At 61.1% G+C, this 14,682-nt stretch carries 15 protein-coding genes; 7 read left to right on the forward strand and 8 right to left on the reverse strand.

The window, feature by feature from the left end; translation table 11 throughout:
* Positions 1–80: 80 nt before the first annotated feature.
* Positions 81–998, forward strand: coding sequence for a dihydrodipicolinate synthase family protein (locus tag AC07V9_RS00825; protein WP_495013802.1), 918 nt, complete (start codon positions 81–83; stop codon positions 996–998).
* Between the two features lie 135 nt (positions 999–1,133).
* Here AC07V9_RS00825 and ttcA read toward each other — a convergent pair whose 3' ends face one another.
* The gene (gene ttcA, locus AC07V9_RS00830) at positions 1,134–1,958 is read right to left on the reverse strand and encodes a tRNA 2-thiocytidine(32) synthetase TtcA (RefSeq protein WP_495013803.1); all 825 of its coding nucleotides are present in this window, start codon (positions 1,956–1,958) and stop codon (positions 1,134–1,136) included.
* A gap of 274 nt (positions 1,959–2,232) precedes the next feature.
* Here ttcA and AC07V9_RS00835 point away from each other — a divergent pair, with 274 nt between their 5' ends.
* A complete protein-coding gene (locus tag AC07V9_RS00835) occupies positions 2,233–2,835 on the forward strand; it encodes a Yip1 family protein (RefSeq protein ID WP_495013804.1) in 603 nt (200 codons plus the stop codon).
* 254 nt (positions 2,836–3,089) lie between these two features.
* Positions 3,090–3,584, forward strand: coding sequence for a SprT family zinc-dependent metalloprotease (locus AC07V9_RS00840; protein ID WP_495013805.1), 495 nt, complete (start codon positions 3,090–3,092; stop codon positions 3,582–3,584).
* A 3-nt stretch (positions 3,585–3,587) separates the two neighbouring features.
* Here the strand turns inward: AC07V9_RS00840 and AC07V9_RS00845 are convergent, their stop codons facing one another.
* Both AC07V9_RS00845 and AC07V9_RS00850 read right to left on the reverse strand, forming a co-directional pair.
* Positions 3,588–4,769, reverse strand: coding sequence for a CaiB/BaiF CoA transferase family protein (locus tag AC07V9_RS00845; RefSeq protein ID WP_495013806.1), 1,182 nt, complete (start codon positions 4,767–4,769; stop codon positions 3,588–3,590).
* Positions 4,770–5,068: 299 nt separating this feature from the next.
* The gene (locus AC07V9_RS00850; RefSeq protein WP_495013807.1) at positions 5,069–6,403 is read right to left on the reverse strand and encodes a dicarboxylate/amino acid:cation symporter; all 1,335 of its coding nucleotides are present in this window, start codon (positions 6,401–6,403) and stop codon (positions 5,069–5,071) included.
* 340 nt (positions 6,404–6,743) lie between these two features.
* Here AC07V9_RS00850 and AC07V9_RS00855 point away from each other — a divergent pair, with 340 nt between their 5' ends.
* Positions 6,744–7,742 (forward strand): AraC family transcriptional regulator, encoded by a 999-nt coding sequence (locus AC07V9_RS00855; RefSeq protein ID WP_495013808.1) that lies wholly within the window; start codon positions 6,744–6,746, stop codon positions 7,740–7,742.
* Positions 7,743–7,927: 185 nt separating this feature from the next.
* Here AC07V9_RS00855 and AC07V9_RS00860 read toward each other — a convergent pair whose 3' ends face one another.
* Genes AC07V9_RS00860 through AC07V9_RS00870 form a run of 3 tightly spaced genes read right to left on the reverse strand, consistent with a single transcriptional unit; the run spans position 7,928 to position 10,255 of the window.
* Positions 7,928–9,271, reverse strand: coding sequence for an ATP-binding protein (locus AC07V9_RS00860; RefSeq protein WP_495013809.1), 1,344 nt, complete (start codon positions 9,269–9,271; stop codon positions 7,928–7,930).
* Positions 9,268–9,945 carry a response regulator gene (locus AC07V9_RS00865; protein ID WP_495013810.1) on the reverse strand — a complete coding sequence of 226 codons (678 nt, stop codon included), beginning with the start codon at positions 9,943–9,945 and terminating at the stop codon, positions 9,268–9,270. The genes AC07V9_RS00860 and AC07V9_RS00865 overlap by 4 nt, the downstream gene beginning before the upstream one ends.
* A 55-nt stretch (positions 9,946–10,000) precedes the next feature.
* Positions 10,001–10,255: a hypothetical protein gene (locus AC07V9_RS00870; RefSeq protein ID WP_495014132.1), complete on the reverse strand. Its 255-nt coding sequence runs from the start codon at positions 10,253–10,255 to the stop codon at positions 10,001–10,003.
* A gap of 186 nt (positions 10,256–10,441) precedes the next feature.
* Between AC07V9_RS00870 and AC07V9_RS00875 the strand changes: the two genes are divergently transcribed.
* Positions 10,442–11,248: a dienelactone hydrolase family protein gene (locus tag AC07V9_RS00875; protein ID WP_495013811.1), complete on the forward strand. Its 807-nt coding sequence runs from the start codon at positions 10,442–10,444 to the stop codon at positions 11,246–11,248.
* 148 nt (positions 11,249–11,396) lie between these two features.
* Here the strand turns inward: AC07V9_RS00875 and AC07V9_RS00880 are convergent, their stop codons facing one another.
* Entirely contained in the window at positions 11,397–12,542 is a 1,146-nt protein-coding gene (locus AC07V9_RS00880; protein WP_495014117.1) for a PQQ-dependent sugar dehydrogenase, read from the reverse strand.
* 71 nt (positions 12,543–12,613) lie between these two features.
* Positions 12,614–12,952, reverse strand: coding sequence for a hypothetical protein (locus AC07V9_RS00885; RefSeq protein WP_495013812.1), 339 nt, complete (start codon positions 12,950–12,952; stop codon positions 12,614–12,616).
* 226 nt (positions 12,953–13,178) lie between these two features.
* Between AC07V9_RS00885 and AC07V9_RS00890 the strand changes: the two genes are divergently transcribed.
* Both AC07V9_RS00890 and AC07V9_RS00895 read left to right on the forward strand, forming a co-directional pair.
* The gene (locus AC07V9_RS00890) at positions 13,179–14,015 is read left to right on the forward strand and encodes an AraC family ligand binding domain-containing protein (RefSeq protein WP_495013813.1); all 837 of its coding nucleotides are present in this window, start codon (positions 13,179–13,181) and stop codon (positions 14,013–14,015) included.
* Positions 14,016–14,065: 50 nt separating this feature from the next.
* Positions 14,066–14,668, forward strand: coding sequence for a LysE family translocator (locus AC07V9_RS00895; protein ID WP_495013814.1), 603 nt, complete (start codon positions 14,066–14,068; stop codon positions 14,666–14,668).
* The last annotated feature ends 14 nt before the right edge of the window (positions 14,669–14,682 follow it).

Here is a 14,682-nt window from a genome sequence, read left to right on the forward strand (position 1 = left end):
CTTCAACCAATCTTAACCGGGCGTTTTACGCCCAAACCAAAACGTATACGAAATACATTCGTGCACGAAAGGAGTCACTCATGAGCCAGTCCGTGTCCTGGAGCGGGGTTTTCCCTGCCGTTACCACCCAATTCAATGAAGACTTTTCCCTTAACCTGGAAGCCACGCACCAAGTCATTTCCAACCTGGTGCGCGATGGCGTGTCGGGTTTGGTGATTTGCGGCACCGTGGGTGAGAACACGTCGTTGAGCGTGTCGGAAAAAATCAGCTTGGTGGAAGCCGCGAAAGACGCGTCGGCGGGTCGGGTGCCGGTGATTTCCGGGATCGCCGAGTTCACCAGCGCCAACGCCAGCCTCGTGGCCAAAGACGTGCAGAAGGCCGGGGCCGACGGGATCATGCTGATGCCGGCGCTGGTGTATTCCTCGAAGCCTTTCGAGACCGCCGCGCATTTTCGCACCGTCGCGGCGGCTTGCGACCTGCCGATGATGGTGTACAACAATCCGCCCATTTATAAGAACGACGTGACGCCGGATATCCTGATTTCCCTGGCCGACTGCGACAACATCGTTTGCTTCAAGGACTCCTCGGGTAACACCAACCGCTTCATTGACGTGCGTAACGAAGTAGGCGACCGCTTCGTGCTGTTCGCCGGGCTCGATGACGTGCTGGTGGAGAGCGTGGCCGTGGGCGCCGTGGGCTGGGTGTCGGGCATGTCCAACGCCTTCCCGAAAGAGGGCGAAACCCTGTTTCGCCTGGCCAAGGCTGGGCGTTTCGCTGAGGCGATGGCGCTTTATGAGTGGTTCATGCCACTGCTGCACCTGGATGCGCGTCCGGACCTGGTGCAGTGCATCAAGCTGTGCGAAGCGATCATGCAACGCGGCAGCGCCCTCACCCGCCCACCCCGCCTGGCGCTGCCGGACAGCGATCGGGAGTACGTGGAAAAACTGATGAAGACCGCGTTGGCGAACAAGCCGGTGTTGCCGGATGTGGGGCTTTAAGACCTCACAGACCGACACCAACCAACTCTGTGGGGGCGAATTTATTCGCGATGCGGAATATCATCCGATACATCTCCATCGGCTGTACCGACCTCTCGCGAATGAATTCGCTGCCACGGGGATATGTGTTGCTGCTTATATATTCACCACATTCACGAACCGCGACGCTGCGGTTTCGTCGATTTTCAGGCTGGTGAAGTCGAACAGGTTGCGGTCCGCCAGTTGCGACGGCACCACGTTCTGCAGGCTGCGGAAGATCATTTCCGAACGGCCCGGGGTCTTGCGGTCCCATTCCTGGAGCATGTCCTTGACCACCTGACGCTGCAGGTTTTCCTGCGAGCCGCACAGGTTGCACGGGATGATCGGGAACTGCTTCATGTTCGAGTACGCCTGGATGTCCTTCTCGGCGCAGTAGGCCAGCGGACGAATCACCACGTTGCGGCCATCATCGGCGCGCAGCTTCGGCGGCATGGCCTTGATCGTGCCGTTGAAGAACATGTTCAGGAAGAAGGTTTCGACGATGTCGTCGCGGTGGTGACCCAACGCCATCTTGGTCGCGCCGATTTCATCGGCGAAGGTGTACAGCGTGCCGCGACGCAGGCGCGAACACAGCGAGCAGGTGGTCTTGCCCTCTGGAATGAGCTCCTTGACCACCGAGTAGGTGTCTTTCTCGACGATGTGGTACTCCACGCCCAGCTCTTTGAGGTACGCAGGCAGCACATGCTCAGGGAAGCCTGGCTGTTTCTGGTCCATGTTCACTGCCACGATGGAGAACTGGATCGGCGCGACCTTCTGCAGGTGCAGCAGCACGTCGAGCATGGTGTAGCTGTCCTTGCCGCCGGACAGGCAGACCATCACCTTATCGCCCTCTTCAATCATGTTGAAATCGGCCACCGCTTCGCCTGCGAGCCTGCGCAGACGCTTTTGCAGTTTGTTCTGATTGACTGAAAGGGTGCCCATGGCGCTGGTGTCCGCTCGCTGTGACTTGAGGAAAGGGGCGGTATTTTACGCATAAACGTTACGCCTGGTAATGCCTGCTCATCCCTTTGATCACCTTCTGCTATTAGCAGCGCACTTGAATGCGCCAATCACTCTAAAGCCCACGGTTTTCGGGGCTTTGAGCTTTCTATACTGCCGGTGAGGTCGCAGCCGTTTTCCTTGCAGAGAGTGTGACCTTGCCCTGGCGGCATCAGGCCTTCAGGCGCGACGGGTTTCATCATGAGGAGTAAAGAGCATGATCCATCACGTTTTAGGGCTTTTCACGCACCCCGATCAGGAATGGCAACAGATACGTGGCGAACAAGAAGAAAGCATCAGCCACATGTACCTCACCCACACGCTGATACTGGCCGCGATTCCTGCGGTGTCCGCCTACATCGGCACGACCCAGGTCGGCTGGGTCATCGGCAGCCGCGCGCCGGTCATGCTGACCAGCGAGAGCGCGATCTGGATGACCTTCATGTCTTACATTGCCATGCTCGCCGGGGTGGGCGTGATGGGCGGTTTCATTCACTGGATGGCCCGCACCTACGACGCCAGCCCAAGCCTTGCGCGCTGCGTGGCCTTTGCCACTTACACCGCAACCCCTTTGTTCATCGGCGGCCTGGCCGCGCTCTATCCGCACATGTGGCTGGGCATGATGGTGGGCCTGGCGGCGGTCTGCTACACGGTGTATCTGCTGTATGGAGGGTTGCCGGTGTTCATGAACATCCACCCGGACGAGGGCTTCATGTTCTCAAGCTCGGTGCTGGCGGTGGGTTTGGTGGTGCTGGTGGCGATCATGGCGTTTACCGTGGTGCTGTGGGGAGTCGGCGTGGGGCCTGAGTACACCAATTGACCGGGTTTGGCCCTTCTACTGCTGGAGCACGATACCTGTGGGAGCGAATTCATTCGCGAGAGGCCGGTACATTCGATGGATTTTTGTCGGATGTAAAATCGTCTCGCGAATACATTCGCTCCCACAGGTATGCGCACGCCGGCAAGCCGTGCTGCTACAGGGATTTGCGGCAAATTCACGACCATTCGGCAGCTTGAGTTTTCGGCCTGCCCACGCTTTGCGGCATACTCGCCTCCTCTGGAGACCGATGAAGCATGCTCGAGCAACTCAATTCCCGCGTCGAATCCTGTTACCAACAAGCCGAAGATTTTTTCAAACGCCGTTTCAAACGCCCTGTCGTCAGCCTCAAGCTACGCGGCCAGAAGGCCGGTGTCGCGCATTTGCACGAAAACCTGCTGCGCTTCAATCCTCAGCTGTATCGGGAAAACGCCGACGATTTCCTGCGCCAGACCGTGGCCCATGAAGTCGCGCACCTGGTGGCCCATCAACTGTTCGGCGACACCATCCAACCCCACGGCGAGGAGTGGCAGCTGATCATGCGCGGCGTGTACGAACTGCCGCCCAACCGCTGCCACACCTATGAAATCCAGCGTCGCAGCGTGACCCGCTACATCTACCGTTGCCCCTGCCCCGGGAGCGATTTCCCGTTCTCGCTGCAGCGGCACAAGCTGGTGCGCAAGGGACGCCGTTACCTGTGCCGTCGCTGCCGGGAGATTCTGGTGTTCAGTGGCGAGACGCGGGTGGAATGACCGTCACGCCACGGCACCCGCTTTGCGCAACACGCTTATTTCCTGCTCGCTGAACCCCGCCTCCCGCAACACCTGATCGCTGTGCGCGCCCACCGAGACGCCAATGTGCCTGGGCGCGGGCAAGCCTTCGGAAAACTTCACCGCACAGGCCATCTGCGGCTGCGAAGTGCCGTCGCCGCGGGGCACCTGAGTGACGACCTGACGCGCTTGCAACTGGGGGTGCTGAACGGCTTCGGAAAAACCCAACACCGGCTCTACGCACGCGTCTACCCCTGCGAAGATCGGCTCAAGTTCGTCAAAGCCGCGTCGCTCGAATTCGATCTGCAATTCCCGTTTAAGGGCCAGATGATCCACCGGCTCGGGGGATAAACCGAGTTTCGCCAGTTCTGGTCTGCCCAACGCCTTGCACAGCGTCTGCATGAACGCCGGTTCCAGGCTGCCGACGGAAAACCAGCGGCCGTCACGACTGCGGTAGTAATCATAAAAACTGCCGCCGTTGAGCATATGGCCTTCGGGCTGCGGCTCGACGCCTGCGGCCAACGCGCCTGCGCCGGCCAGGGCGTTCAGACTGAAAGCGCAGTCGGTCATGCTGATGTCGACAAACTGCCCCCCGCCCGTCTGCTGCCGCGCAATCACCGCCGCCAATAGCCCAATCACTCCGTGCAGCGAGCCTCCGGCGACGTCCGCCACTTGCACGCTCAGGGGCAACGGGCCGCTGTCCTTGCGCCCTGTGTGGCTGGCCAGCCCCGCCAGCGCCAGATAGTTGATGTCGTGTCCGGCCCGCTCGCGATAGGGCCCTGTCTGGCCATAACCGGTGATGGCGACGTAGATCAGCTTCGGATTGATCGCTTTGAGCGCCTCATAGCCCAGCCCCAGCCGTTCCATGACGCCTGGGCGGAACTGCTCCAGCACGATGTCGTAATCGGCCACCAACCGTTTGACCACCTCCACCGCTTCAGGCTGCTTGAGGTCCAGCGCCAAGCTGCGCTTGTTGCGATTGAGGTAGGCATGGCTCGCCGATACGCCCTGATCGTGAGGCGGCAGCACCCGCAGCAGGTCCAGCCGGGTCGGTGATTCGATGCGCAGCACGTCGGCGCCCATGTCGGCCAGCAGCAGCGAGGCGAAGGGACCGGGCAGAAGTGTGGAGAAATCGAGGACTTTGAGCGATGACAGCGGACCGTGCATGCGAGCTTCCCTGGGCATCAGTGATGTGGCACAGCGTAAGTCGGTGCATTCATTGGGGCAACGAGTTTACCCCTATGCAAGCAAACCCTGTGGGAGCGAATTCATTCGCGATGCGGATTATCAACCGAAACATCTCTATCGAATGTTCCGGCCCATCGCGAATGAATTCGCTCCCACAGGGGATGTGCGTCACGTGAGATCGATCATCGCCCCCGGGAACGTGCTGGTTGTACGGGCAACAAAAAACCCGCCCCGGTTTCCCGTGGACGGGCTTTTCATTTCAGCGCAAGGCTAACCGATTACGAACGGCCTACCTGCGCAGGGCCTTCGGCTACGCCCAGGTCGTCCTGTGGACGGTTTTCTTCGATGGCGCGACCACCGGAAGCCAGTTCGGCCTGCATCTGCGGCACGTCCAGCTCTTTGACCCACTTGGCCACAACCAGGGTGGCAACCGCGTTACCGACCAGGTTGGTCAGCGCGCGAGCTTCGGACATGAAGCGGTCGATACCCAAGATCAGCGCCAGACCGGCCACCGGCAGGTGACCGACGGCCGACAGGGTCGCCGCCAGCACGATGAAGCCCGAACCGGTCACGCCTGCAGCGCCCTTGGAGGACAGCAACAGAACGGCCAGCAGGGTGATCTGGTGGGTGATGTCCATGTGGGTGTCGGTCGCCTGAGCGATGAACACGGCGGCCATGGTCAGGTAGATCGAGGTGCCGTCCAGGTTGAACGAGTAACCGGTCGGGATCACCAGACCCACGACGGATTTCTTCGCGCCCAGACGCTCCATCTTGATCAGCATGCGCGGCAGAGCCGATTCAGACGAGGAAGTGCCCAGCACGATCAGCAGTTCTTCGCGGATGTACTTGATCAGTTTCAGCACGCTGAAGCCGTGAGCGCGAGCGATGGCGCCCAGCACCACCAGTACGAACAGGATACAGGTGATGTAGAAGCACAGCATCAGCTGGCCCAGTTGCACCAGGGAGCTCACGCCGTAAGCACCGATGGTGAAGGCCATGGCGCCCAGCGCACCGATCGGCGCCAGCTTCATGATCATGTTGATGATGTTGAACATGACATGGGCGAAGCGATCAATGAAGTCCAGCACCGGCTTGCCGTAGGCGCCCAGGCGATGCAGGGCGAAGCCGAAGATTACCGAGAACATCAGCACTTGCAGGATGTCGCCGTTGGCGAAAGCGCCGACGATGGTGCCCGGAATCACGTTGAGCAGGAAGTTGACGACAGTCTGATCCTTACTCGCGGTCACGTAAGAAGCGATTTTCGAAGCATCCAGAGTGGCCGGGTCGATGTGCATGCCCGCGCCAGGCTGAACCACGTTGACCACAACCAGACCGATCAGCAGCGAGATGGTCGAGACGATTTCGAAGTACAGCAGCGCGTAGCCGCCGGTCTTACCCACGGATTTCATGCTCTGCATACCAGCGATGCCGCTGACCACGGTGCAGAAGATGATAGGGGCAATGACCATTTTGATCAGTTTGATGAACGCGTCACCAAAGGGTTTGAGCTGAACAGCGGTTTCGGGATACCAGTGACCCAGTGCAATACCGATGATGATTGCAACGATCACCTGAACGTACAGGGATTTATAGAATGGCTGACGAGTCGTCATTGCAGTTTCCTCAAGAGCTTCGGCCTGAATCATGCCTGATGCACCGATGCCTAAAGTGCGAACCCTCCTGCTCGGAGGGATTTGTTGTTGTCGAGCTGCGCGCGGCAGACCTCTACACCCTCTATCGCAAGCACCGTGCCAGTATCTGAAAATTCGCTGAAAGCCCCGAACGGCATGGACTGCCTGGTTAACGTTAGCTAAAAATCGGCATCCGTGATGGCGGATTTCCGCCCATTCCCGACAAAACAACCCGCGCATTGGCGGTTATCCGCCTTGTGGCCTGCGGCATCGCTGCCTACCATCGGCCCACTTTCCGGCGTCAGCCGTCATCGAGTCCGTCATGCGCCATCGAACCATCGCCAGCCACTTCGCCCGTGCCGTGCTGTCAGGTGCCCAGCGCTACGAGCTCGATTGCCTGCCGATCCTTGAGCAGGCGGGTATTCAGCCGCAATGGCTCAACGAGCCTCGGGCGCGCATCGCACCGGAGCAGTTCGCGCGCCTGATTCAATTGGTGTGGCGGGCGCTGGACGACGAATACATGGGCTTTGGTCTGGTACCGAGCAAGCGCGGCACCTTCGCGATGATGTGCCATGCGCTGATCCACTGCCGCACGCTGGACAAAGCGTTGCAGCGCGGCTTTATGTTCTATGGGTTGTTTCCCGATGCTCCACGCTTGAGTCTGCAGCGCGAGGGAGAATGGGTAAGGTTGTGTCTGGATGACTCAACCCTGCGCGACCCGATGCATTTTCTCAGCGAGTCGTTGCTGGTGATCTGGCATCGCCTGGCCAGTTGGCTGATCGGCCAGCGCATTCGTCTGGAACAGGCCACGTTCGCCTACGCCAAGCCCGTCCATAGCGCTGAATACGACCTGCTGTTCTATTGTCCGATGCAGTTTGACGCCGGGCTGACGGCGCTGACCTTTCACAGCCGCTACCTGGACCTGCCGCTGTTGCAGGACGAGCGCACCCTCAAGCGCTTCCTCGAACGCTCCCCCGCCGATCTGCTGGCACGCCCGGACGAGGGCGACAGCCTGAGCAGCCAGCTACGACGCTTGCTCAGCCGCGACTGCCAGCGCTGGCCGGATCTGGACACCGTGGCCGAGCACCTGCACATCAGCCCGCAGACCCTGCGCCGTCATTTGCGTGAAGAGGGCACCAGTTTTCAGGGCCTCAAGGATGAGCTGCGCCGCGACATGGCGATTTACCGCCTCGGTCAGCCGGACCTGTCGTTGCAGCTGATCGCCGAAGAGCTGGGGTTTTCCGAGCCTTCGGCGTTTCATCGCGCGTTCAAGAAGTGGACAGGACTGACGCCGGGGGCGTATCGGGCGCAGGGGAATTGATGCGCAAGAGATCCCGGAGCCATTCAAGACTCTGAGTCAGACATCGCACCTGTAGGCGCTGCCGGAGCTGTGCGACTGCCGCGAAAGCGGTGTATCTGACACACCATCGATATCTGACGCAGCGCGTTCGCAGCCGTCGTAACCTCCGACTGCTCCTACAGGGGGGCGCGGTGGATCAGTGGGAACTAGATCGCAAACTGAATCCTGAACGCCGCCCCACCCAATTCCGAATCCCCCAGGGTCAGCTGCGCGCCGTAACTTTCGATAATGTCCTTGACCACCGCAAGCCCGATGCCCTGCCCCGGGTTCTGTCGGTCCAGGCGTTCACCGCGTTCCAAAATCCGCGCGCGCTGGCTCTGGGGTACGCCGGGACCGTCGTCTTCGATGCACAGCTCATCGCCCATCATCGAAGGCCGCCAGGTGACACGAACCTCGCTCAGGCACAGCCGGTAGGCGTTTTCCAACAGGTTGCCGAGCATCTCCAGCAGCGCGCCCTCCTCCATCTGCACCTGACAGTCGTCCGGCAGATCGAAAGTGACGCCCACGCGTTTGTCGCGATAGACCTTTTCCAGGGTGTTGCACAGGCTCTCGACCACCGGCTTGAGCGACACGTGATGACGCACCAGGCCGCTCTTGCGCAGGCTGGCGCGCTGCAACTGATAGCCGATCTGCTGGCTCATGCGTTCGATCTGCGACTGCAGAATCCGCGCCTGCTCAAGGTCTTCAGGACGCTTGGCGATCTTCTCGCTGACGCCTTGCAGGACGGCCAGCGGAGTCTTCAGGCTGTGGGCCAGATCACCCAGCGAGTCGCGATAGCGGCTGCGCTGTTCACGCTCGCTGCGCAGCAGGCGGTTGAGCGAGTCGGTCAGACGCAGCAGTTCGCTGGGGTGGTTCTCGCTGAGGCTTTCCCGCGAGCCGACTTCCACCTGGTCGAGTTCCTGACTCATGCCGCGCAACGAACGCAAACTCCAGGTCAGGCCGCCCCACAGCAGCACCAGCAAGACCAGCAAGGCCCCGCCGAAGCCCAGATAGAGCTTTTCGCGCAGGCCCGAGATGGTTTCCTGATACTCGCGCACCGGTTGCACGGCGACGATGCTGAATGCCGCATTGCGCCCGCCCAGCAACTTGACCTCGACGTCGTAGACGAAGAACTCCTCGCCGTCGGGCTGGCGAATCTTGGCGAATTCGGCGCCCAGCCCGTCATAGCGCGGCTGGTACTCGATGTTTTCGTCCTCGGTGGCCCGTGAACGCCACACCAGCTTGCCGGTGCGGTTGTAGATGTAGCCCAGCAGGCGGCTGTCGGGCAGGCTGAATTGCTCGCCGGGCAAGAGCGTCGGCATCAACAGCCGGTCGTCCTCGACGCGCGCGGCGGAGATCAGCGTGGTGACATCCGAGGCCAGGCGTTTTTCGATCGAGCTTTCCAGCGCCAGACTGAATGCGCTCTGCAGGGCAGGCAGCATCAGCAGCATGAAGATGACCGCTAGAGTCGCGGCGGCCAGCATCAGTCGCACGCGCAGCGATCGAATCATCGGCAGCGCTCAGTGAACAGGTAGCCCAGACCGCGCACGGTATCGATGGGCTTGAAACCGTCCGGGCCTTCCAGCTTGCGCCGCAGGCGACCGACCAGCACTTCGATCACGTTCGGATCACGCTCGTCGTCGTCCGGGTACAGCTGCTCCATCAGGCGTTCTTTGGGCACCACTTGCTGGTGGTGGCGCATAAGGTATTCGAGAATCCGATATTCGTAGGCGGTCAGCGCCAGCGGCTGTTCGTCCAGCGACGCCTGTTTGCGGTTGATGTCCAGGGTCAGCGGCCCGGCATTGATGGTCGACTGGGTAAAGCCGCTGGAGCGACGCAGCAACGCATTGAGCCGAGCCTGCAGCTCTTCGAACTGAAACGGCTTGACCACATAGTCGTCGGCACCGGCGGCGAGCCCTTCGACCTTGTCCTGCCAGTTGCCGCGAGCAGTGAGGATCAGGATCGGAAACGCCTTGTTCTGGGCGCGCAGCTGACGAATCAGGTCCAGACCGCCCATGCCCGGCAGGCCCAGATCGATGATCGCCAGATCATGATTGAACTGCCCGACCTGATACAGCGCCTCATCGGCGTTGCCCACCGCTTCGACCACATGACCGCTTTCGGTCAGACGGGTCTGCAAGTGATGACGCAACAGGGCTTCATCTTCGACAACCAGCAGTTTCATGACGCTCTCCCAAGCACAGACATACCTCTCGATTGGTGATCCTTGAACTGACGGCTTACAACCGGTGGTGCACAGGCAAGTAATTGTCGGGACCCTCGCTCAGGCTAGTCGATTGCGAGGCATAGGCAGCGCTCATCGCAGGCGCAGCCACGGACAGTTTAGCCGTGCTCGACATCATTATTCCCGAGAGTTTTTTACTGTTGCGGGCCAGGTCGACGCGCGCGACGTCGGTGTTGCCCTCAGTGGCCTGAGCGGCGGCGCTGCCCCCCAGAAAAGCCAGAGCCAGAATAAACTTGTTGATCGCCAGCATGTGCAGGTCCTCCGGCGCCAGGCGCCTTGTTGGGTACGGCACCGAGAATACGCAGCAGGCGCTGAACCCCTCCTGAACACCCTCTGAACCTGAGCTGAACACATAGGTACCGCACGGGGTCGGAACCTGTACGGCACAATCGTCTAGGCTCAACGCGAGACGAGCCCTCGATAAAAGGAGAAGAACATGCGTTATCTGATCGCCTTCGCCCTCATGTGCCTGGCTGGCCTTGCTCAAGCAGAAGTGCAAACCCGCACCATTGATTACCAAGGCCCTGACGGCACCAAATTGGTCGGCTACTACGCCTACGACGACGCCATCAAGGGGCCGCGTCCCGGCATCGTGGTGGTGCATGAATGGTGGGGCCTGAACGACTACGCCAAGCGCCGCGCCCGCGATCTGGCCGTGCTGGGCTACAGCGCCATGGCCATCGACATGTATGGCGAAGGCAAGAACACCGAGCACCCGAAAGACGCCATGGCCTTCATGCAGGCCGCCACGGCCGATGCTGCAGCCTCCGCCAAGCGCTTTGACGCCGGGGTCGAGCAGCTGAAGAAACAGCCCGAGACCAACCCGCAGAAAATCGCCGCCATCGGCTACTGCTTCGGTGGCGGCGTGGTGCTGGATGCCGCACGCCGTGGCGAACCGCTGGCGGCCGTGGTGAGCTTCCACGGCGCGCTGGCGACCAAGACCCCGGCCAAAGAAGGCGTGACCAAGACGCCAATGCTCGTTGAGCACGGCAATGGCGACACCATGGTCACCCCGCAGAACGTCGCGGACTTCAAGAAAGAAATGGACGCGGCCAAGGTCGACTACAAGTTTGTCGGCATCGACGGCGCCAAGCATGGTTTCACCAATCCGGACGCCGACAAACTGAGCCATGGCGATCATGGCGGCCCGGACATCGGCTACAACCAGACTGCCGACATGAGCTCGTGGGCGGACATGAAGGCATTTCTGAAAGAGCAGTTCGCGAAGAACTCGACGTTGTAGGGCCAACGCTGCGCACCTGTAGGAGCAACGAGAGCTGTGCGACCGTCGCGAAAGCGTATGACCTGACATACCGCTTTCGTCCGATCGCGGCCCGCACTGTCGTAATCTTCAGTAGCTCCTACAGCTCTATATCCACGCGCGCCCCCCTCTACTGCGCCAGCCCGACCTTCAGCAGCTTGCCGTCGTCGTCATCGGTGAGCACATACAGATAGCCATCCGGCCCCTGACGCACGTCGCGGATGCGCGACTTCAACTCGCTCAGCAGGCGCTCTTCGTGCACCACCTTGTCGTCCTTGAGCTCCAGCCGGATCAGCACCTGCGCCGACAGCGCGCCAATGAAGACGTTGTGGTCCCACTGTTTGAACCTGTCCGAATCGTAGAACGCCATGCCGCTGATGGCCGGTGATTTTTCCCAGACGTGGAACGGGTTTGTCACGCCTTCGACAATCTTGCCCTTGGCCTCAGAAATCGGCTGGCCATTGTAGTCGATGCCGAAGGTCGAGATCGGCCAGCCATAGTTGGCGCCGCGTTCGATGATGTTGATTTCGTCGCCGCCCATGGGGCCGTGCTCGTTGGTCCACAACGTGCCGGTCCAGGGGTTGAGCGCGGCGCCCTGCTGATTGCGATGGCCGTAGCTCCAGATTTCGGGGCGCACGTTTTTCTGGCCGACGAAGGGATTGTCCTTGGGAACCGAGCCATCAGGATAGAGACGCACGATCTTGCCTTGCAGCTTGTCCAGGTCCTGCGCAGTCGGGCGATTGTTGTTTTCACCCAGGGCGATGAACAGGTAGCCGTCACGGTCAAAGACGATGCGTGAACCGAAGTGGTTGCCCACCGACAGCTTCGGCTGTTGCTGGAAGATGCGCGTGAAGCCTTCGAGTTTGGTCAGGTCATCGGACAGCCGCCCGCGCCCTGCGGCCGTGCCACCGGTCTTGCCATCCGGGCCGACCTCGGCGTAAGTCAGGTAGACCATGCGGTCCTTGGCGAAATCCGGCGACAGCTCGACATCCAGCAAGCCGCCCTGCCCTTGCACCCAGACCTTGGGCACACCGGAAATCGGCGCCGACAGCTTGCCTTGCGGCGTGACGAGTCGCAGGCTGCCGGGGCGCTCGGTCACCAGCATGCCCTTGTTGCCCGGCAGGAACGCCACCGCCCACGGATGCTGCAAGCCCCCTACGACCTCATCCACCGTTAGCGTGCCCTCCTCACTCTTGTAGGTGGCCGCCGTGGCCTGCAATGGCAGGCTGAAAAACGCGGTGGCGCACAGACTGGCGATCAACGTCGGGCGAAGCAGGGTTTTGTGCAACATGGGCGATTCCTTTTGCTGAAGTTTGACGTGGGCTGCCGGGAAGGTGTGTCGCCCACTCAATGGCTACCACGTTGAGTGCTGCCCGAAGGCCGTGGCGAAGTTTGTCGTGTGGGGTAGCCGTTGCCGATACCGCCGTTTTCCAGGGTCGGCGGACGCGACTGCGAAGGCCCAGGATGTGGCCCGCGCATGGTCGGCGAGATTGATTCGGTGCCTTGACGGCTGTTGGGATTGGCTCGGCGGATGGCGCCGTTATCGGAACTGTTGTTGCGATCGGGGTAGCTGGCGGAGGCCAGTACGAGGGAGGGTTGCACGGTGTGATCGCTGGCCTGGGCCAGCCCGACGCTCAGCAGGCTGCTGAGGGACACCAGCGCAAGACGTCGCAGAAAGCGATTCATCATTTACCTCAGGGAATGGGTAGGAATGAGTGACGGTTCCGGTCTTTGATGACGATCAAGCGCGTAGGTTCGCGCTATGAGGGTTGATGGGCAACGTGTGGGAATATTCACTTTGTAACAAGGATAGTCAGCCACTGCCGGTCGGGTGCTGCACAAATGTTCCAGACCAGGCGTTAGGCTGCGCATTAACCTGTACACCTTTGCTGACATTTTATGAGGAACCCCGATGCCCGAACGCAACTGGATCGATCTCAAGCAGGACTCCGCGTCCGGCATCGAGTCGATGCGGGCGCACTTCGAGGGGCATGCCTATGACCCGCACTGGCATGACAGCTATCTGGTGGGCATTACCGAGCAAGGGGTGCAGCAGTTCAACTGCCGGCGTCAGCAGTACAACAGCACGCCGGGCAAGGTGTTTCTGCTGGAGCCGGGGGACATTCACGACGGCCACGCGCCGCAAGCCGGCGGTTTCACCTATCGCACGCTGTACCTGGACCCGCAGTGGCTGGATCGCGAGCTACGGGCACAGTTCGATGAGGCGCCGGACAACGCCCAACTGAGCTTCGCCGCCACCCTGGCCGACGACAGGCGCCTGGCAATCGCCACTGCGCACGCCTTTGAAGCCATGCACAGCCAGGAATTGCGCATCGTGCGCCAGACCGCGCTGGACAACCTGCTGTCGAGCCTCACCAGCCATCTGCGCTGGCGCGCGCTGATCAGCCCCGACCCGCGCCTGCCGCTGGTGGCGCAACGGGCGCGGGATTATCTGCACAGCCATTTGCATAAGGACATCGGCCTGGACCATCTGGCGAATGTCGCGGGGGTCGACCGTTTTCGCCTGACCCGCGCCTTCAAGGCTGCCTTCGGGCTGGCCCCCCACGCTTACCTTATCCAACTGCGCCTGACCCGCGCACGGCGCCTGCTGGCCCGTGGCGAGCTGCCGGTGGCTGTCGCCGCCGCACTGGGTTTTGCCGATCAGAGCCACCTGGGGCGCTGGTTCCAGCGCGCCTACCGCATGACACCCGCTGACTACCGCAGACGCTGCTCAAATCTTCCAGACTGACAGCCCGCGCGCCGCGATCATCAAGGCCTGATCAATCGCCGAGCTGTCCCATGGAAACCTTTTTGCCCTTTGTCCTCTTTGCATTCGTCGCCTCGATCACCCCTGGCCCCACCAACATTCTTGTACTGACCAACAGCTCGCGACATGGCCTGCGGCGCACCTTGCCGATCATGGTGGGGGGCTGTGCCGGCGCGGCGCTGATGGTGCTGATCGTCGGCACCGGCCTTGGCGATGTGCTGGCCCGCCATCGTCAAGTGCAGACTGTGATGGCCTGGGTCGGCATCGCCTGGTTGACCTGGCTGGCGTGGCAGATTTTCAGCGCCCCGGCTGAAGCCATCGACCCCGACAAAGCCTCGCAAGGCCCGCAACTGGGCCTGTGGGGCGCTGCCAGCCTGCAACTGGTCAACCCGAAAACCTGGATGATGGCGCTGGCCGTGGTCAGCGTGTTTGCAGGCACTGATGCCGATCGCATGCTGCGGGTGATGTGGCTGTCGCTGGTGTTTTTCCTGGTGGCGATTCCGTGCATGACCGCCTGGGCGTACCTGGGGGTCAGCGCCGCGAAGTTCTGCCGCTCGGCGCAGAGCATGAAGCGCTTCAATCAGGTGATGGCCGTGCTGTTGCTGGTGTCGGCGTGGCTGACGTTGGTGGTGTGAAATCCTGAACACAG

The organism is Pseudomonas sp. GW821-FHT02A11, from assembly GCF_059421985.1.